Annotated in this window: 21 protein-coding genes; 14 read left to right on the top strand and 7 right to left on the bottom strand. The window is 41.9% G+C overall.

Translation table 11 applies throughout. The features are described from left to right. Nucleotides 1-286: 286 nt before the first annotated feature. From ACR2F3_RS04190 to ACR2F3_RS04175, 4 genes are all read left to right on the top strand, one after another. A complete protein-coding gene (locus ACR2F3_RS04190; protein ID WP_432708725.1) occupies nucleotides 287-1,270 on the top strand; it encodes an aldo/keto reductase in 984 nt (327 codons plus the stop codon). A 35-nt stretch (nucleotides 1,271-1,305) separates the two neighbouring features. After that, entirely contained in the window at nucleotides 1,306-1,761 is a 456-nt protein-coding gene (locus ACR2F3_RS04185; RefSeq protein WP_432708724.1) for a cupin domain-containing protein, read from the top strand. Then, entirely contained in the window at nucleotides 1,736-2,836 is a 1,101-nt protein-coding gene (locus tag ACR2F3_RS04180; RefSeq protein ID WP_432708723.1) for an alpha/beta hydrolase, read from the top strand. Before ACR2F3_RS04185 ends, ACR2F3_RS04180 begins: the two co-directional genes overlap by 26 nt. An 81-nt stretch (nucleotides 2,837-2,917) precedes the next feature. Beyond that, nucleotides 2,918-3,385: a cupin domain-containing protein gene (locus ACR2F3_RS04175; RefSeq protein WP_432708722.1), complete on the top strand. Its 468-nt coding sequence runs from the start codon at nucleotides 2,918-2,920 to the stop codon at nucleotides 3,383-3,385. A 21-nt stretch (nucleotides 3,386-3,406) separates the two neighbouring features. Here ACR2F3_RS04175 and ACR2F3_RS04170 read toward each other — a convergent pair whose 3' ends face one another. Then, nucleotides 3,407-5,161 carry an ATP-binding protein gene (locus tag ACR2F3_RS04170; RefSeq protein ID WP_432708721.1) on the bottom strand — a complete coding sequence of 585 codons (1,755 nt, stop codon included), beginning with the start codon at nucleotides 5,159-5,161 and terminating at the stop codon, nucleotides 3,407-3,409. A 116-nt stretch (nucleotides 5,162-5,277) separates the two neighbouring features. Here ACR2F3_RS04170 and ACR2F3_RS04165 point away from each other — a divergent pair, with 116 nt between their 5' ends. The 3 genes from ACR2F3_RS04165 (at nucleotide 5,278) to ACR2F3_RS04155 (ending at nucleotide 8,104) form a co-directional block, all read left to right on the top strand. Continuing rightward, nucleotides 5,278-6,303 carry a sensor histidine kinase gene (locus tag ACR2F3_RS04165; RefSeq protein WP_432708720.1) on the top strand — a complete coding sequence of 342 codons (1,026 nt, stop codon included), beginning with the start codon at nucleotides 5,278-5,280 and terminating at the stop codon, nucleotides 6,301-6,303. A gap of 134 nt (nucleotides 6,304-6,437) precedes the next feature. Beyond that, nucleotides 6,438-7,079: a DUF47 domain-containing protein gene (locus tag ACR2F3_RS04160; RefSeq protein ID WP_432708719.1), complete on the top strand. Its 642-nt coding sequence runs from the start codon at nucleotides 6,438-6,440 to the stop codon at nucleotides 7,077-7,079. A gap of 11 nt (nucleotides 7,080-7,090) precedes the next feature. After that, complete coding sequence (locus ACR2F3_RS04155; RefSeq protein WP_432708718.1) at nucleotides 7,091-8,104, top strand: inorganic phosphate transporter; 1,014 nt, start codon at nucleotides 7,091-7,093, stop codon at nucleotides 8,102-8,104. A 67-nt stretch (nucleotides 8,105-8,171) separates the two neighbouring features. On the opposite strand, the gene ACR2F3_RS04150 is transcribed toward ACR2F3_RS04155, so the two are convergent. Both ACR2F3_RS04150 and ACR2F3_RS04145 read right to left on the bottom strand, forming a co-directional pair. Further along, complete coding sequence (locus tag ACR2F3_RS04150; protein WP_432708717.1) at nucleotides 8,172-8,795, bottom strand: hypothetical protein; 624 nt, start codon at nucleotides 8,793-8,795, stop codon at nucleotides 8,172-8,174. After that, nucleotides 8,788-9,363: an RNA polymerase sigma factor gene (locus ACR2F3_RS04145; RefSeq protein WP_432708716.1), complete on the bottom strand. Its 576-nt coding sequence runs from the start codon at nucleotides 9,361-9,363 to the stop codon at nucleotides 8,788-8,790. The genes ACR2F3_RS04150 and ACR2F3_RS04145 overlap by 8 nt, the downstream gene beginning before the upstream one ends. Nucleotides 9,364-9,457: 94 nt before the next feature. Here ACR2F3_RS04145 and ACR2F3_RS04140 point away from each other — a divergent pair, with 94 nt between their 5' ends. The 6 genes from ACR2F3_RS04140 (at nucleotide 9,458) to ACR2F3_RS04115 (ending at nucleotide 15,731) form a co-directional block, all read left to right on the top strand. Continuing rightward, nucleotides 9,458-10,192, top strand: a complete 735-nt coding sequence (locus ACR2F3_RS04140) for a DUF4197 domain-containing protein (protein WP_432708715.1) — start codon at nucleotides 9,458-9,460, stop codon at nucleotides 10,190-10,192. A 45-nt stretch (nucleotides 10,193-10,237) separates the two neighbouring features. Further along, nucleotides 10,238-11,449 carry a DEAD/DEAH box helicase gene (locus tag ACR2F3_RS04135; protein ID WP_432708714.1) on the top strand — a complete coding sequence of 404 codons (1,212 nt, stop codon included), beginning with the start codon at nucleotides 10,238-10,240 and terminating at the stop codon, nucleotides 11,447-11,449. 22 nt (nucleotides 11,450-11,471) lie between these two features. Then, nucleotides 11,472-12,752: a replication-associated recombination protein A gene (locus tag ACR2F3_RS04130; protein WP_432708713.1), complete on the top strand. Its 1,281-nt coding sequence runs from the start codon at nucleotides 11,472-11,474 to the stop codon at nucleotides 12,750-12,752. A 5-nt stretch (nucleotides 12,753-12,757) separates the two neighbouring features. Next, entirely contained in the window at nucleotides 12,758-14,233 is a 1,476-nt protein-coding gene (locus ACR2F3_RS04125) for a DUF5687 family protein (protein WP_432708712.1), read from the top strand. A 1-nt stretch (nucleotide 14,234) separates the two neighbouring features. Continuing rightward, nucleotides 14,235-14,930 (top strand): ABC transporter ATP-binding protein, encoded by a 696-nt coding sequence (locus ACR2F3_RS04120; RefSeq protein ID WP_432708711.1) that lies wholly within the window; start codon nucleotides 14,235-14,237, stop codon nucleotides 14,928-14,930. A gap of 123 nt (nucleotides 14,931-15,053) precedes the next feature. Then, nucleotides 15,054-15,731: an OmpA family protein gene (locus ACR2F3_RS04115; protein ID WP_432708710.1), complete on the top strand. Its 678-nt coding sequence runs from the start codon at nucleotides 15,054-15,056 to the stop codon at nucleotides 15,729-15,731. A gap of 81 nt (nucleotides 15,732-15,812) precedes the next feature. Here the strand turns inward: ACR2F3_RS04115 and ACR2F3_RS04110 are convergent, their stop codons facing one another. Continuing rightward, a complete protein-coding gene (locus tag ACR2F3_RS04110; RefSeq protein ID WP_432708709.1) occupies nucleotides 15,813-16,163 on the bottom strand; it encodes a hypothetical protein in 351 nt (116 codons plus the stop codon). Between the two features lie 46 nt (nucleotides 16,164-16,209). Between ACR2F3_RS04110 and ACR2F3_RS04105 the strand changes: the two genes are divergently transcribed. Beyond that, the gene (locus ACR2F3_RS04105) at nucleotides 16,210-17,226 is read left to right on the top strand and encodes a Gfo/Idh/MocA family oxidoreductase (RefSeq protein ID WP_432708708.1); all 1,017 of its coding nucleotides are present in this window, start codon (nucleotides 16,210-16,212) and stop codon (nucleotides 17,224-17,226) included. An 8-nt stretch (nucleotides 17,227-17,234) separates the two neighbouring features. Here the strand turns inward: ACR2F3_RS04105 and ACR2F3_RS04100 are convergent, their stop codons facing one another. The 3 genes from ACR2F3_RS04100 to ACR2F3_RS04090 all read right to left on the bottom strand — a co-directional run. Beyond that, nucleotides 17,235-18,503: an alpha/beta hydrolase family protein gene (locus tag ACR2F3_RS04100; protein ID WP_432708707.1), complete on the bottom strand. Its 1,269-nt coding sequence runs from the start codon at nucleotides 18,501-18,503 to the stop codon at nucleotides 17,235-17,237. A gap of 36 nt (nucleotides 18,504-18,539) precedes the next feature. Further along, entirely contained in the window at nucleotides 18,540-18,788 is a 249-nt protein-coding gene (locus ACR2F3_RS04095) for an alpha/beta fold hydrolase (protein WP_432708706.1), read from the bottom strand. A 9-nt stretch (nucleotides 18,789-18,797) separates the two neighbouring features. Continuing rightward, nucleotides 18,798-19,384 (bottom strand): alpha/beta fold hydrolase (locus ACR2F3_RS04090; protein ID WP_432708705.1); only part of this gene is annotated, 587 nt, incomplete at its 5' end.

The raw sequence follows: 19,384 nt of genomic DNA, 5'->3' as shown, positions 1-19,384 counted from the left end.
TCACTGATTGTCTTAAAGTTATATTCCTTTTCCATAGCATGAGGTCTTCGCCTATACAAACTTAAAGAATTCAATGGGGTTGTAGTTATAACACAATCAGGATCAGTAAAAATGGTAGTAAAAGCAGGAATATGTATCCACGCCAGGGTTATTCTTGGGGGATATTTGTAATCAAATTAGAATAATCAGAAATGGAAACGGTGAAATTAAACAATGGTGGGATCCTGCAATGGTAAAATGGCTGGGCGAAAGAAAACTGGATCAGTAAATATTTATAGTTAAGAAAATGGAAAAGAGAATATTAGGTAAAAGCGGACTGGAAGTATCAGCAATTGGACTGGGATGTATGGGAATGAGTTTCGGATATGGCCCTGCAACTGATAAGACCACCGCCATAGCACTTATTCATGCAGCTTTTGAGCATGGCATCACTTTCTTCGATACTGCTGAGGTTTATGGCCCTTATACCAACGAATCGTTGCTGGGTGAAGCGCTTTCTCCCTTTCGCAACGAGGTGGTCATTGCCACTAAATTTGGCTTTAAGAACGCTCAAACAAGCGAAGGACTTGACAGTCGCCCTGAAACCATCCGGGCAGTAGCTGAAGCTTCACTTAAAAGGTTACGTACTGATCGTATTGACCTTTTCTATCAACACCGCGTTGATCCTGGCGTACCAATGGAAGACGTTGCCGGAACGGTTAAGGATTTGATTGCCGAAGGTAAAGTAAAACATTTTGGTCTTTCAGAAGCAGGCGTTCAGTCCATACGAAAGGCACATGCCGTGCAACCTCTCGCTGCTTTACAGAGTGAATATTCCCTTTGGTGGCGCGAACCTGAAAGAGAAATCTTGCCGGTGCTTGAAGAACTTGGAATCGGCTTTGTGCCTTTCAGTCCGCTAGGCAAGGGTTTTTTGACAGGAAAAATTGATGAAAACACCAGTTTCGATAAAACAGATTTCCGCAACACCGTACCAAGGTTTTCTAAAGACAACCGCAAAGCCAATCAGGTGCTGGTAGACTTACTTGCAAGCATAGCAAATAAGCAAAATGCAACCCAAGCACAAATTGCACTTGCATGGTTGCTGGCTCAAAAGCCATATATTGTTCCAATCCCGGGTACAACGAAACTAAATCGCCTGGAAGAAAACATCGGCGCTGCCTATATTCAATTAACAGCGCAAAATTTGATCGAAATAGAAGCAGCTGTATCTAAAATTGAAGTAAAAGGACATCGGTACTCAGAGCAAAGCCAAAAAATGATTGGCAAATAGCATATAGGGGTGGAATCACTTAAAATAAAAAAAATATGAAAGTTTCAATAGTCGCAATTTGTATGTTAGGGGCTTTAGCAGGGTGCAAAAGCGCAGCTGAAGAATCCTCCATTTTTCCAAAAGGAGAAAAATCACCAAATGTTAACCATACTGGAAATGTTTGGCTTAAGGAGCTCAATCATGCGGATAGTGTATTTACTTACAGCACCTCGGTTGCGATATCTGATCCCGAAGCACGCTTAAACTGGCACGTACATCCTGGCGGTCAGATCCTGATCGTTACTGAAGGTGTAGGCTACTACCAGGAAAGGAATAAACCTAAAAGGACAATCAAAAAAGGAGACGTAATTAAATGTTTACCAGGGGTTGAACACTGGCACGGCGCAACACCAGATCAAGGCGTAACCTACATCGCTACGTCGCCCGCGGAAAAAGGCAAAACCATTTGGATGGAAAAAGTTTCTGATGAAGATTATTATGGGAAAAAGTAGGATTTTTATAGCGTTAAGCATCATTTCAGTATTTCTCTCCGGGTGTAACACGATCAAGCAGCATGCTGCATCCGAACCTTTAATGATTAAAGCGCAAGGCAGCTTTGCCATCGGAGGAACACAAAAAAAAGAACCAGGAACGTTCGATTTGAAAGATGCCCTAAAGCCTGCAGGTCAAACCTTCCACGGTGATCATGCTTATGTTTTTTACCAATTACCTGCATCAGCAAAGCGTTATCCGATGGTCTTTTTACACGGTGCCGGGCAATCAAAAAAGACCTGGGAAAGCACCCCTGATGGACGTGATGGGTTTCAGAACATTTTCCTGAGAAAAGGATACAGCATTTACCTGCTCGATCAGCCACGTCGAGGCGAAGCGGGTAGAAGTATGGTGGCCTCATCCATTTCTCCAGTGGCCGATGAGCAGTTTTGGTTTACCCAATTTAGGATTGGAAACTACCCCGAGTATTTTCCAGGCGTTCAATTCCCTAAAGATACTGCCGCCCTGGAGCAGTTCTACAGGCAAATGACGCCCAACACAGGGCCATTTGACGCTGATATTATTTCAAAAGCAATCTCCCAATTGATTGATAAGCTTGATGGTGGCATTTTAATAACACATTCCCAGGGAGGTGGTCCCGGATGGAGTACAGCCATTAAAAATCCTAAAGTAAAAGCGATTATAGCCTATGAACCTTATAGCGGCTTTGTATTTCCTGAAGGAGAACTACCACAACCCATAAAATCGTCAGGTCTTTTTGGAGAACTTAAAGGTTCAGAAATACCCTTGTCTGATTTTAATAAATTAACCAAGCTCCCTATTATCATCTACTATGGTGATAATATTGCAAAAGAAGCCTCTACGGTGTGGAATAAAGATCACTGGCGATCTGGTCTTGAAATGGCGAGAATTTGGGCAGCGACAGTCAACAAGCATGGAGGGGATGCAAAGGTGGTTCACTTGCCTGAGGTTGGCATAAATGGTAACACCCACTTCCCGTTTTCAGACCTGAATAACATCCAGATTGCTGATTTGCTTTCAGATTGGTTAAAAGAAAAAGGTCTGGATAAGTAACATTAGTTACTAGTTCAGTGAATGCAGGCTACCTATGGTAACATTGGACACTGTGAAAGCACAATATTTAACATTAGCACTATGAAATTAAAATACTTTTTTTTGGCTGTAGCCGCATTATTTATGGCCTGTACTGAAGATCAAAAAACCACAGACACCGCAGCATCTGCTATTTTCCCTCAGGGAGATAAAAACACCAATGATAACTTTATAGGTGAAGTTTGGGTGAAGTCTCTTGTAGAGGCAGATAGCTTAAACGAAACTGCAGTTGGAAATGTGACCTTTGCTCCCGGAGCAAGAAGCAAGTGGCATTCGCATCCTGCTGGTCAAATTATATTAGCTACAGAAGGTGTGGGATATTACCAGGAAAAAGGACGATCAAAAATAATCCTTAATAAAGGAGATGTGGTTAAATGCCCTCCTAACCTGCCCCATTGGCATGGTGCAAGCGCTGATACTAAATTTGTGCAGGTAGCAATCACTGGCCGGCAACATGGACCTACAGTATGGCTTGAGGCCGTACCCGACAGTGTCTATCTTGCTAAATAATCTAAAGGACATGCATTCAGTTTAGGCTTCCAATGCCTGCACATACTCAAGCTTTTGGTAAAGCTGGGCAGGCTTAAAGGGCTTACTTAGGGTATCATTCATGCCAGCTTCCAGCACTTTGTCATGTACATCTTCGGAAGCAGAGGCTGTTAAGGCAATAATATACACGCTTGATTTTACTGGGTCCTGCAGGTTCCTGATTTTCATGGTGGCCTCATAACCGTTCATCTCCGGCATTTGAATATCCATCAGGATCAGGTCGTAATAATTTTCGGCCATTAAACTCATTACCTCCAAACCATTGGCCGCTACATCGATGTTAATACCCCAGCGGCTAAACAACTTCTGCATAAACAGGATATTCATCATGTTATCCTCAGCAAGCATAATCTTTAATTCTGAAATATCAATATCCGGATTCTCCGATCTGGGCATCGTCATCAGTTGTGGCGCCTCCGCTGCTAATGGGTATTCCAGGTTAAAGGTAAATTCTGCCCCGGCATTAAGCTCACTCTTCAGTTCAATTTCACTGTTATGAAGGGTTAGTAACTGCTTAACGATGGAGAGCCCTAATCCGGTACCCCCAAAATTTCGGGTGGTATGGCTACCGGCCTGGGTAAAAGGGTTAAACACATGCAGTTGCTGGGCAGGAGTCATGCCAATGCCGGTATCCTTAATCCTAAATTTGAGTAATACCTTTCCCTCAGCCGCCAGACCTTTGGTGACACTGATTTCAACACCACCTGTTTTAGTAAACTTAATGGCATTACCCACCAGGTTAAATACAATTTGCAAAAGGCGGGTGGGGTCTCCCAATATGGTTACTTCAGCTAAAACTGGCGAAAGGACCAGCCTGCAATACAGGTCTTTTTCTGTAGCCTTAATTCTCAATCCTGCACAGGCATTTTCCAGTAAATCCTTCAACTTAAATGGAACGGCTTCAAGCTCTACATGTCCGGCACCTATTTTATTTAAATCGAGAATATCATTAATGAGAGAAAGGAGGTTTTCTGCTGAAAATTTCAGGATATCCAGATTCTCTTTTTGTTCCTTATTCTCATTGTCATCAATCAACAGGTTGGCCATCCCAATGACTGCATTTAAAGGTGTTCTCAACTCATGCGACATATTGGAAAAAAACAATGTCTGATTTCGGTTAATGTCTTCGAGCTCCAGGTATAGTTTCTCTTTACTTTCAATGGTATCATATAGAAAACTACTGTAGAAATAATGCGCAAAAAAGATGATAAAAAAATTGATGGTGAGAACCATGATAAATGGAACCGAAGAAAGATCAGACATTCCAAGAGGAACAAAAACAGCCCCTTGTACTATGATGGGATAAAACAGCGGAATAGTAGCTATCCAGGCATAATGAAAACCCCATTTACCTTTTAAAGCATAAAAGCTCCACATACACACCATGAAAATATCTTGTATGGTTAACAAGGTCAAGTCGCCATTATAAAAAATGGTTCCTCCAATGAGCATGGTAATCTTGATAATTAAGACCGCGTGGATAAGCTTATTCAGGTGTTCAGGTTTTGACAGCAAAAGCTTGATAATGACAAAAATGGTGCATACACCTAAAGCACAATAACCCAGTAAAAGGAAATCCTGTGTAGCAATGTAACCTGGAATTAACACACCTATTTTAACAAGATTCATCAGGAACACATAATAAAATACTGTGATCTGTGCATTCTGGATAGGATCGCTTACATTTTTGAGTGTTTCTTGTAAGGGTTTATTAAGGCGCGTTAGGAAAGAAATCATGCCTCAATTTACATAAAAGTAAACAACATTTCACAATTAAGTACTTAACAATTATTCTGTTAGCTAATTAATTTGCTTTACTTAGGCCAATATCAAATAATCTTGTAAATTGCTATATGAAGTTAAGTGTATTAGTAACCATTACAGCGCTCGCTGTAGCGTTATCCATTGGTTTGGTCAATTACTATTTCCAACATAGCTGGTATTACATGATGGTCGCTTTTGGGATCTCCTTTGTTACCAGCTTTATTGTGTTCTATTACCTTTTGGAAAAATACATCTACTCGAAGGTCAAACTGATTTACAAGTTAATTCACAACCTTAAATTAGGCAAGGATCTGAAAGACGCTTTGGGCGAATATGTGAGCAATGACCCGATTAACGATGTGGAGCAAGAGGTAAAAGACTGGGCGGGTGCTAAAAAAATGGAAATCGATATGTTAAAAAATCAGGAACAGTTTAGACGCGAATTTCTGTCCAACGTATCTCATGAATTTAAGACCCCGTTATTTGCCTTACAAGGTTATATTGAAGCACTGGAAGATTGTATGTATGACGATCCGGACCGTGCGGAGAAATTTCTGAAAAAGGCGCAAAAAAATGTAGATCGTTTAAGTTACCTGGTGACCGACCTGGATTCTATCTCTAAATTAGAAACCGGGGAGATTCCGATTAACTACGAGAAGTTCGATTTTGTGCTTTTGGCCAAGGAAGTGATGGAATCAATGGAGGACAAAGCGAAGCTTAAAAATGTTAAACTCTTTTTTAAGGAAAAATACACTAATCCGGCCATGGTATTTGCCGATAGGGAAAAAATAAGGCAGGTATTGGTAAACCTGATCCAGAACTCTTTAAAATACGGAAAAGACAATGGATCTACGGCCATCAAAATTTTTGAACTACACGACCAATACCTGATCGAAGTTACCGACGATGGAATTGGTATTGATGAAAAATACCTGCCAAGGTTGTTTGAACGGTTTTATCGTGTGGACTCGCACCGCTCCAGGGATATTGGTGGAACGGGCCTGGGGTTAGCTATTGTAAAACATATCCTGGAGGCTCATCAGCAGATCATCTCGGTGAGAAGCACCCAGCAAATAGGAACCACCTTTGCTTTCACACTTGCGAAGGCAGGTTAAAATAATAAAAATTCAGTTACTGGAATACTTAACACTAAATTAACATTGCAATCCTACTTTTGTAAAATAATTTTTGTGTTGCCTACGGGGTCTGCCCCTTAAAGCGAAGTACATAAAGAGACAAAAACATACAGATGAACAACATTTTCAAGTTCTTTACCCCCAAAGACAAAAAATTCCAGCCACTTTTTGAGCTAGCTGCCAATAACGCCGTAAAGATCTCCGAAGCGTTATTAATTGCGTTAAACACGTCAGATCTGGAGAAAAGAAAAGAACACATAAGAGAAATAGAACGCCTGGAACATGTGGGCGACGACATTACCCACTCTATTTTCCTTGAATTAAGCAAAAACTTTATTACCCCATTCGACAGGGAAGATATCCACTCTCTAGCAAGTGCTGTGGATGATATTGCAGATTATATTCATGCATCAGCAACGAACATAGAGTTATATAATATTACTAAAATTGGCGACAGCATGATTAAACTAGCAGAATTGCTGGTTGAAATGTGTACCGATTTAGAGAAAGCGATCATAGAGCTAAGAAGTTTCAAAAACATTCGTGTCATTGCAGATGCCTGCGTGCGGATCAACAGTGGCGAGAATCAGGCAGATTATATCTGCAACCTGGCTATTGCACGTTTATTTGAATTTGAGACCAATGCAATTGAATTGATCAAACAAAAAGAAGTTCTTCAAACCTTAGAGCTTGCAACAGATAAATGTGAAGATGCAGCGAACGTGTTGGAATCTATTTTGGTTAAGAACGCTTAAAATTCAAACAAATGATAACAACCTTATTGGTCGTTGTAATTATACTGGCTATTGCATTTGATTATATCAATGGCTTCCATGATGCAGCAAATTCTATTGCAACAGTTGTTTCTACTAAAGTACTTACCCCTTTCCAGGCCGTACTTTGGGCTGCAGTTTTCAACTTTGCCGCTTATTTTTATTTTACAGATCACAAAGTTGCCAATACCATTGCCAAAACGGTGGTAGAGCAATACATTACCCTGGAGGTAATTTTATCGGGTCTTTTGGCCGCCATCCTCTGGAATTTATTTACCTGGTGGTTTGGTATCCCTTCGAGTTCTTCGCACACCTTAATTGGTGGTTTTGCTGGTGCAGGAATGTCAAAAGCGCTGTCCATGGGCGACAATGCCTTGTTAGCCATTGATTTTGCGCCAATATTTAAAGTCGTCGCATTTATTGTGCTTGCCCCTGTAATTGGTATGATCATCTCGGTCGTCATATCCATTATTATTCTGCATATCTCTAAAAATGCACGGCCTGCGGTGGCAGAAAAATGGTTCAAAAGACTACAACTGGTATCGTCTGCAGCATTAAGTTTTACGCATGGTGGTAACGATGCACAAAAAGTAATGGGTATTATTTACGTGTCGCTTGTGGCAGGTAATGTATTAAACAACGGTGATACCATGCCGGAGTGGATCCCTATTTCCTGTTATGCGGCCATTGCACTAGGCACCATGAGTGGTGGCTGGAAGATTGTTAAAACCATGGGCTCTAAAATTACCAAAGTAAATGCCTTTGAAGGAGTAGCTGCAGAAACTGCAGGTGCAGTGACCCTGGGTATTACCGAACACTTCGGTATCCCGGTATCAACTACACATACCATCACCGGTTCAATTGTTGGGGTAGGTTTATTAAAAAGGGTATCGGCAGTACGCTGGGGCGTTACGGTTAGCTTACTTTGGGCATGGGTATTAACCATTCCAGTATCGGCAGCCTTGGCTGGCCTCATCTTTACCATTGTACATTTATTCTTTGTGTAAGCATATCATTATTACAAAAAAAACCGCAGCCTATTTGACTGCGGTTTTTTTTATGCTTTTTTTGATCCTAAAAACCAATACTCAGGCTTACCTTATTACTTTTGGTGGTTAACTCCCAATCGGGACCTTCCTTTACCAATCTAATGGCTTCATCACTATAGGTCTTGCCGGGTGAATTCAACACTTCAAATGCCGTGGCCTTTCCATCTACCACCAGGAATGTGAGGCTCACCTGTACATTCACTTGATCATTTTTCAACCTGTTGTTGGCTTCTAAATATTTTTGATATGCCGGATAGCCCCCTACCGGCTGTGCGGTGGTTGCAAATGTGGTTTCCGTTACTGCGGCATTTTTCCGGGCCATTGCGTCCTGGTTCATGTTGTTTTTCATCAAGAACACTATGGCCACTGAAATAAATAAAACCGCTGCAGCAGCTGCTATACTTAACCGCTGCCAGGTTATTACACTTTCTTTTTGGTGGGTCTTTTGCTGCGCCACCCTGGCATGCAATTGTTTTTGCAACAAAGACATTGACTGCAAACTGTCGGGTGCTGCAGACAAGCCTGCAAGCGCTTCAGCAACAAAAGGATCTTCCATTGCCTGGCGTTCCACCTGGTACATTTCCTGTGGGCCGAGTTTACCTTTCAGGTAATCTTCTAATATCGCTGTTGTAGACCAATCCTTATTCACTGCTGTTTTTTTCGATACAATTTTTCAAATTCCGCTTACCGTTCTGGATATAACTCTTTACTTTCAATAAATCGTAACCTGTGAGTTCAGCGATTTCTTTATAACATTTCTCCTGCAGGTAAAATAGATCCAAGCTTTTGCGCTGTTCTTCCGGCAAAGCTTCCATGCACTTTTCCATGACACTGAGTTGCTGTTCCTTTGCATCGTCAAGGTCAAGATGCACAAAACTATCGTTTTCCACAAAAGTATCCTCAATTGATACTATTGGGTTCCTTGACGACTTACGGATGGCCATTAAACAGTAGTTTCTGGCTAATACGTGTAGCCAGCTTTTAAAGTTCTGCACTTCATGTTTACGCAGTTTAATGACCAGCTCTTCAAAAATCTGCATAACGGCATCCTTGCTCTGCTCTTCATCTTTTAGATAATTCAAACAAACCCCATACACCAGGTGCATGTATCGATTATACAGTTCACCAAGATACTCGAGGTCGCCACTTGCCTTATACTGGGCAAGCAACCATGAATCTTCTGGCACTGGATTACGTTTGTCTGTTTTGATAAACATTAATATGGTGGAGTTAATTATTCAAGTATAATTATATTTTCTGACAGATTCGCCTCTTGGCCAGACATTTGCTGGATCACCAAAAAAATAGACCATGAATAAAGTATACATCGGCCTCCTTGGCGGCTGTATGTTGTTATCCAATGGATGCGACGTTCAAAGTCAGGCACAACAAGGTGCGATTCAGGAACACCCCCCCGCTAATGCTAACCCAAGTACAACAGAAATGGCCATGGGCATTAAAGAAGTTCTAGAACAAGGAACTGAAGATGGGGCCGATAAACTTGCTGCCAAAGATGGTTTTTTAGGAAACAAGGATGTAAGAATAGATTTTCCTGAAGAGGCGCAAAATGTAGAAGACACTTTACGTAATATGGGTTTAGGTTCGTTTGCTGATAATGTGGTAACCAGCCTAAACCGTGCAGCAGAAGATGCGGCTAAACAAGCCAAGCCTATCTTTACTTCAGCCATTCAACAAATGACCTTAGTAGATGTGGTAAACATCCTGACGGGAAACCCCATGGCAGCAACCACTTTTTTCAAAAGAGCAACCACTGGCAAGTTGATGGAAAAACTAAAACCTTATGTAACCAGCAGCTTAAATAAAGTAGGTGCCACAAAATACTGGAACGAGGCTGTATCAAAATACAACTCGTTGTCATTAGTCAAATCTATAAACCCCGATTTATCAAATTATGTAGCACAGAAAGCCATAGAGGGAATGTTTATTCAGATTGCACAGGAGGAATTGCAGATCAGAAACAATAAAAGTGCCCGTTCAACTTCGCTTTTGAAAAAAGTGTTTGGCTTTGCCGATAGGAATAAATAAATATTTAAGTTACTTTTATAGAATACAGTAACAATAACAAGTACATTGGATTTCAAAGATTTTAATTTTAACCCTCAATTATTAGAGGGTTTACTGGCCATGGGATTTCGCAGCGCCACACCCATACAGGAACAGGCTATCCCTATTATATTAGATAAAAAAGATTTAATAGCCTGTGCGCAGACAGGTACAGGAAAAACCGGCGCCTACCTTTTGCCAATCATGAACATGATTAGCGAAACGCCCGAAAGGCATAACAATACCCTGATATTAGCGCCTACCAGAGAACTGGCCCAACAAATAGATTTACAGGTAGAAGCACTCTCGTATTTCACCAACATTAGTTCCCTTACCGTTTATGGCGGAGGTGATGGCATTGCTTACGAGCAACAGAAACGCTCCATGCGGGAAGGCGTAGATTTGATTATTGCCACCCCCGGGCGGCTGATCTCCCATTTATCTTCGGGCCTGTTAAAGCTAGACCAGCTGAAGCACCTGGTGCTCGATGAAGCTGACCGCATGCTCGACATGGGCTTTTATGATGACATTATGAAAATCATCTCTTTCCTTCCGGAAAAGAGACAGACCGTGATGTTTTCTGCAACCATGCCTCCTAAAATCAGGACCATGGCAGCCAAACTACTTAAAAACCCCTTGCAGATTAGTCTGGCCATCTCTAAACCTGCCGAAGGCATTGACCAGCAGATTTACATGGTAAATGACGACCAGAAAGTACCTTTGTTAACAGACCTGCTTAGAAACGGTGGTTACAAAAGCATTATCGTTTTTGCCTCAACAAAAGACAAGGTAAAAAATCTGGGAAAAGTATTCAGGGGTCTGGGGTTAAAAGCCGAGGCTTTCCATTCTGATCTCGATCAAAAAGAAAGGGAAAGCATTCTACAGAAATTTAAAAACAAGCAGTTGCCAATTTTAATCGGTACCGATGTGTTAAGCAGGGGTATTGATGTGGAAGGCATTGACCTGGTGGTTAACTTTGATGTTCCTCATGATGCGGAAGACTATGTTCACCGAATTGGGCGTACGGCAAGAGCGGCAACCAAAGGCACTGCCATTACACTGGTTAATGCCCGTGATAAACGCAAACTGGAGAGCATTGAAAAGCTGATTGAACGTAAAATTGTTCCACAAGTATTACCAGAAAAAATAGCGGCCATTGAAGCAGTTCACCGTCCGGAAGCTGCCAAAAACCGAAGACCGCAACAAAAGAAAGTTTGGCATAAAAAGAAAGCGATGTAATCCTTTTTGATATATTTACGTCATGCAAAACTTACCACCTTTAGCTGAACGTATGCGTCCACAAAACCTGGACGAATACGTTGGCCAAAAGCATTTGGTAGGTCCTGATGCCGTATTACGGAAGGCCATCCTTAGTGGACAGCTGCCATCCATGATCTTCTGGGGCCCGCCGGGCGTTGGTAAAACTACCCTGGCGTATATCATTTCCCAAACACTCGACCGTCCCTTTTTTAACCTTAGTGCCATTAACGCTGGTGTTAAGGATATCAGGGAGGTGATTGATAAGGCAGCTCAACTCAAAGACAGTTTTCTGGGATTGCCCATTTTATTTATTGATGAGATACACCGGTTCAGCAAATCTCAGCAGGATAGCCTGTTGAGCGCGGTTGAGCGCGGTTTGGTTACCTTAATCGGTGCCACTACAGAAAATCCAAGCTTTGAAGTAATCTCCGCATTGCTTTCGCGTACGCAGGTTTACATCCTGAAATCGCTGGCAGAAGAAGAACTAGTGGGACTTCTGCACACTGCTTTGCAGCAAGATGTGGTGTTGAAAGAAAAAAACATTACAATCAAGGAACACGAAGCGTTAGTTCGCTTATCTGGTGGTGATGCCCGTAAATTGTTGAATGTGCTGGAAATTGCCGTTAACGGCATTGGTGGCGATAACGTGGTACTCACCAACGAGAACGTGATGATGCATGCACAGCAAAACCTTGCGCTGTACGACAAGGCTGGCGAACAGCATTACGACATCATATCTGCCTTTATTAAATCCATTCGTGGCAGCGACCCTAATGCTGCCGTTTATTGGCTGGCCCGAATGATTGAGGGTGGCGAGGACCCCTTGTTTATTGCACGCAGGTTATTAATTCTGGCGTCGGAAGACATCGGTAATGCCAATCCAAATGCCCTTCTATTGGCCAATAACTGCTTTCAGGCGGTCAATGTGATCGGATTCCCCGAATCGAGGATTATCCTTGCTCAGGCCGTTACCTACCTGGCGTCTTCCGCAAAGAGCAACGCCGCATACGAGGCTATTAATAAGGCACAGTCATTGGTTAAACAAACCGGTAATTTACCTGTACCACTGCACCTGAGAAATGCACCTACCAAACTGATGAAAAACATCGGCTACGGCAAAGATTACCAATACTCTCATGGTTACCAAGGTAATTTCTCTCCACAAGAATACATGCCCGAACAACTTAGTGGAACTACCTTATATGAACCAGGAAATAACCCAGCTGAAGATAAATTGAGAGAGAAACTTCGCCAGAACTGGAAGTCAAAATATAATTATTAAGGGATATGCTCTTCACATTTTTAAGTCACCAATGGACTGGCTTTTGGCGTTCCAAGGGTAAAGGCAGCAGCCTTGCGATACAAATCTTCATTGGTGTAATTATCGTTTGGGTTTTAGGTAGCGCAACTTTAATTGGCCTGGCCTTAGAAGATCTCCTGCCTCGCCTTGCACCCAAGGATGATCCAATGGTTACTTTTAATGGGCTGATTCTATATTATTTTGCAGTTGACTTTCTAATGCGGTTACAATTGCAAGAACTACCCACATTATCTATAGTCCCCTACCTGCACCTCAATATCCCTAAAAAAACACTGGTCAATTTTTTAAATATCAGGGCGCTCTTCAATGTATTTAACCTTATTCCCATTGTATTATTTTTCCCTTATTGCCTCATTAGCATCAGCGAAGACTTTGGAGCTGCAACAGGCATCATGTATGCAGTGGTCATTTTTTCACTGACACTTTTCAACAACTATCTGGCATTATACATCAAACGCCGCTCGATGGCTAATATGCCTTTTGTTATTGCTTTGCTCATTTTGTTATTTGGCTTTGCAGCCCTGGAATATTACCAGGTATTTTCAATCGCAGCAGTGTCTAACCTGATTTTTCAGTTCATGGCTGCCCAACCGGCTATCGGGTTCATCTTGCCCGTTCTACCTCTTGCCATGTATAAATGGAACACCCAATACCTTAAAAACCACTTGTACCTGGAAGAGTTAAGTACAGGTGAGCAAATAAAAACGGCTTCAGATTATTCATTCTTAGATCGGTTTGGCGAGGCGGGAACACTTGCCGCTATGGAAATCAAGTTGATCTTAAGAAACAAAAGGTCTAAATCAACCGTGTCTAAAGGTTTGCTATTTGTATTTTATGGCTTTTTGTTTTACAACGACAAACGCGTAGATGATAACGAGTTTGGACTGATGCTTTTTGCCGGTATTTTTATGACGGGTAATATGATTTTACTGTATGGGCAGTTTATGTTCGGCTGGCAAAGTGGGGAATTTGACGGGTTGATGGCCAACAAAATTAACCTGAAGACCTTTATTCAAAGTAAATTCCTGTTGTTTACCTTGTCGTCTACCCTGCTCACCATTGTGGTAAGCTTATATGGCATAATTAGCTGGAAGATTCTAATCGTGCAACTTGCAAGTTACCTGTATAGTATTGGGATTGCGTCGGTTGTGGTGCTTTACATCGCCACCAGAAACTACAAACACATTGACCTGAGCAGCGGATCGAGTTTCAATTGGCAGGGGGTGGGTGCTACTTCTATGATAATGACGTTGCCTGTTATGCTATTACCCTACCTGATATATCTGCCGCTGTCGCACTATGGGAACCCTTACCTGGGCATTGCCGGGGTTGCCGCTTTTGGTCTGGCCGGTTTATTTACACGCAATTTCTGGATAGACTTTTTAGTGAAAGCATTGGAAAAGAGAAAATATAAAATAGCCGAAGGTTTTAGAGAACGCTGACATGATTGAAATTAAAAACTTAGAGAAGATCTATGGCCACCGCACAGTGGTTGATATTGGGCACCTGCATATCAGTACCGGTGAAACTATTGGTATTATCGGAAATAACGGCGCCGGAAAAACTACGCTTTTCCGCATGATGCTTGATTTAATCAGGCCTACTGCTGGTGAAATTACCTCTAAAGGCCAAAATGTAGCTTCAGATGATCAATGGAAAAATTACACAGCTTCATATTTGGATGAAGGCTTTTTAATTGATTACCTCACCCCTGAGGAATATTTTATGTTTATTGGAAGTTTGCATGGAAGAAGTGCAGCAGACGTAGTTGACAATTTGAAGCAATATGAGGAGTTTTTTAATGGAGAAATCTTGAAAAGCGGCAAATATATCCGTGAATTTTCTAAAGGAAACCAGAACAAAATTGGTATTGCTGCTGCTTTAATGCAAAACCCAGAGCTGCTGATTCTGGATGAACCATTTGCAAACCTTGATCCGACCACTCAAATCAGGTTAAAAACCTTACTTAAAAACCTGAAAACGGATCAGCACCTGACCACTATAATCTCTAGTCATGATTTAAATCATGTGACCGACGTGTGTAACCGTATTATTCTGATGGAAAAGGGCAAGGTGATTAAAGATATGCAAACGACAGAAACTACGTTACAAGAGCTGGAAGCGTATTTCGCCGATTAACTGTACAGAAAACTAGTCACAAAAATAATACTTTAATGGTGTAGCACGTTATTTACCCAAAAATAAGAGTTGGCATTACCTTTGCCAACTGTGAGGTATAACAGCGAACAAACAAAATAGAATATGATTATTTCGAAATTTAAAATAGCAACATTTAGCATTGCTTTAGCTATAGGTGCTATGGGACTAACAGGATGTGATAGTTTAACTAAAACACAAAAAGGTGCCGGTATAGGAGCCGCCACTGGTGGTGTATTAGGTGCTATCATTGGTAAAAAAGCTGGTAACACTGCAGTGGGTGCGATCATTGGTGGTGCCGTTGGTGGTACAGCTGGTGGATTCATTGGTAAGAGAATGGACAAGCAAGCTGCAGAAATTCAAAACGCAATTCCTAGTGCAGAAGTAATTCGTGAAGGTGAAGGTATCATTGTGAAATTTGACAGTGGTATTCTATTTGATTTCGACAGCTCGAACTTAAAGCCTGCGGCTAAAGAAAACATTCAAAAGTTAGCAGCATCTTTAGAAGAATATCCAGGTACTGACATTAAAATTGTTGGACACACGGATAATAAAGGAACTGAAAGTTATAACATGAGCCTTTCTGAAAGAAGAGCGGCGGCTGTTAAAGCTTATGCAGTTGCACAAGGCGTACCTAGTTCAAGGCTATCGACTTTAGGTAAAGGATTTAGTGAGCCAATTGCTGATAATAGTACAGAGGCTGGCCGTGCAGCTAACCGTCGTGTAGAGATTGTTATTGTTGCAAACGATGAGCTTAAATCAGAAGCAAAAAAACAAGGATAAAAAACATTACCATCTACCTATAAAAAACGAAAACCCGTTGTACCTTGGTACAGCGGGTTTTTTATTGCATTCGTTTAGGGATTAGTCGTTCCCGTAGATGTCTTCAAAATAGTCGATGGCTAACGACATGAGCAGGAGCTCCTGCTCCATCATGGCAAAAGAAGGAACTGGTTTTACCAGTTTCCAATGCGGCCAACCATCCTGATCAAGGCCTTCCAGTTCATAAAAACCCATTTCACTTAATAAACGACAGGTAGCGATGTGCATCAGCTCTTCCTTTTGGCGTTTACTGTATTTTCCGGGACCTTTACCTAATTCCTGAACGCCGATTAAAAATAATATGACTTTTAAGTCCGGTACATCCGAGTCAAACTCTTTAGCGATTTTTTGCTGAAGAATTTTCCATTTGGCATGAATTTCTGCTGGCTTCATGCCCCAAAGATACATTTATCGAATTTGTAATTTGTATTTTTAACGCATGGATAGCATAATTATAACCGGCCTTCTGGCCTATGGTATGTCAGGCAAAGTATTTCATGCCCCGTTTTTAGAAGCCCACCCGGGCTTTAGGTTGCATGCCATTACCGAAAGAAATCAAAAAAAGGCACAACAGGACTACCCTTCGCTGATCAGTTATGATAGTGTTGAGGAACTGCTCGATGATCCGGCTATTCAATTAGTGGTGATCAATACGCCGAATTTCAACCATGTTGAATATTCCAAACGTGCCTTGTTAAAAGGAAAACATATTTTAGTAGAAAAGCCATTCGCCGCAACGGCAGCAGAGGCGCAAGAAGTATTTGACCTTGCTAAAAGCCTGGGGAAACAGGTGTTTGTGTATCAAAACCGCCGCTGGAACAGTGATTTTATCAGTGTAAAAAAGGTAATTGAAGCAGGTAGTTTGGGTAAATTGAATGAGGTGCATTTCCGATACGATCGTTACCGCAATGAAATCGGTCCGAAAACTTTTAAAGAAGAGCCAATGCCTGCAAGTGGCTTATTATACGACCTTGGATCTCACCTGTTAGACCAGGCCATTAGTCTATTTGGCAAACCAATGAGTTATCATAAAATTTTAGGAAAAAACCGTGTAGGGACCCAGGTAGACGACTACTTCAGTATCCATTTAAGCTATGCCGACAGCGTAAACGTATTTTTACATGGCAATATGCTCGTTGCAGACCCACAGGCCGCCTATGTGTTGCATGGCACCAATGGAAGCTTCATTAAAGACCGCACAGATGTTCAGGAAGACCAATTATTAAAAGGTATGAAACCTACCGACCCCTCGTATGCGCTGGAAGAAGAAGGCATGGCGGGTAAATTGACTTTAATTGACGAAAAGGGAAATAAAACACAAAGCTTTATTGCCGCAGAGAAAGGCAAATATCCGGAATTGTTTGAAGCGGTATACGAGAGTTTAACCCAAGGCAAAGCTTATCCGGTGAAGGAAGAGGAGATACTTTGGCAATTAGAAATTCTGGAAAGCGAATAGCTTGGTTTTTATAAGGTACTGTGCTTTTTGATGAAGTTCGTGATTAAAGGAAGGATATCTTCATGAAGTGGGAGCGTTGGCTGGTCGTAAGTGGCAAGATTTGCCATCTTTTCTGCCGGCGCTCTTTTTAACACATGATTCATTGCTGGAATTACCTTTAAGGTGGCCCCTTTGTTCATTTTGGCAAGCTGTGCAGCAGCCTTTGCCGGGACCTGAAGATCAGTGGATCCACCGATCACTAATATCGGGATGTTTAATTTCTGGATTTCTTTACTTTGATCATACTTTATCGTGGATCTCAGAAATACCTGGGATGACTGGGTGAACATGGGAGCTAATGACGCAGGAAAATTTCGATTGACAATTTTTCCCGCTTTGAGGCTATCTGCAAGTTCTGTGAAGAGGGCATAATCTTTCGGACTAAGCGCTGGTTTTAGTTGTTCGCCAATGAGCGTGACCATGTCATTTTGATACCCACTGAACGAAATAAAAGCTGCAGGTGCAGTTACGATGGAGGTCATTAAGCCAATGGCGGCCCCTTCGCTATGGCCTAGTATGATGATATCAGAGAACCTTTCATCTACTGCTAATTTAGACACCAGCAGGTTGGCATCATTGATAAAATCATCAAGTGTTAAGTTGGGTGTGTTTACTGCAGCCATACTTGCACCTACGCCTCTTTTATCATACCGTAGGGAAGCAATACCGTTTTCCGCCAAACCTTTGGCCAATAAAAGAAATGAATTTGTTCTAAGCCCTTCTCCCTGGTTCATATTTCGGTCAGTAGGTCCGGAGCCGGCGATCATTAACACTAAAGGCACTTTCTTTTTGTCTTTTGGAAGGGTAAGCGTTCCATATATTTTACCAATGGAATTGTCTATATAGAAATTATCAGGACTCTCGTTATCCGTTCCGGTTACTGCTTTAGTAGGAGCCGCTTTCTGCAAGATACCTGCAATGGAATCTTCCTTTACCATCAGTGAAATTTCAACGAGGGGTTTCTCAAAAGACAACCTAAACTCGGCGATGCCAGCGCCTTTAGTGTCCATTTCCCGCATGTCGGCTATTTCTCCAAGCAGTGTGTTAATTTGCGTGATCAGTTGTCTGTTGCCTTCGATTGACAAGGCCCCTTTCATCTGCTTGGTATATAGATGGTAAATGCTGTCGGGCTGATTTGCCGTATAGAATTTGTTAAATTTAACTATGGTATTATTGGTTTGTGCATGTGCTGAGCATAGTATGATGACACCACAAAGCAATAGGAATGCTTTCTTCATGTAAGGAATGATAATTTCGAATTTGAATAAATAAAGTTACAAGGAGCCTAATAAAGACACCATAAACTCGGTGGGTATTTCGAGGTGTGGAATATGGCCGCAGCCATCAAACTCCACCAATTTGGCCTTTGGAATTTTAGCTGCCGTTTGTTTTCCCAGCACCCGGTACTGACCGTACATTTTCTGTTGTTCTGGTGTCAAGAGTCCCTTTCCAACGATGGTTTTATCTTCTTTGCCGATAAACAGCACGGTAGGCACCTTGAGGTTGGCAAATTCATGTACCACAGGTTGTTCTTATATCATGGTGAAGGTCATTGCGGCAACCTTTGCATAACGTGGGAAGTCTGCACTGTATGTTACCCCGCCCGCAACGCGAACCAGTGCTTCGTATTCTGGACGCCACTGTGTAAAATATGACGTTTTATAATAGTTACGCACACTTTCTGCTGTTGCTTTTAACTCCGTCTGGTACTGCTTTTCTGTGTTCACATAAGGGACGATCTGGCGGTAGTCTTCAAGGCCGATCGGGTTTTCGAGTAATAACTTTTCGGTAGCCTCTGGGTAAAGTAACGCAAAACGGGTGGCTAACATTCCTCCCATTGAATGACCTAAAATATTAGCTTTTTGTACCCCTAAAGAGGACAACAAAGCTTTGTTCCAAGCGGCAAGCTGGTGAAAGCTGTAGTGAATAAAAGGTTTGGATGACTTACCAAAACCGATCTGGTCTGGGACGATGACCCTGAAGCCTCTTGCAGTTAAGGCCTTGATGACATTGGTCCAGTAATAACCTCCAAAGTTTTTCCCATGAAACAACACCACCGTACGGCCGTTAGATTTGTCTGTTGGTGCAACGTCCATATAGGCCATGCGTATATCCTGGC

Source organism: Pedobacter sp. (genome assembly GCF_045627485.1).
Classification (GTDB): Bacteria; Bacteroidota; Bacteroidia; order Sphingobacteriales; family Sphingobacteriaceae; genus Pedobacter.
The sequence above is the reverse complement of the archived record's forward strand: the minus strand, read 5'-3'. Positions and strand labels throughout refer to the sequence as shown.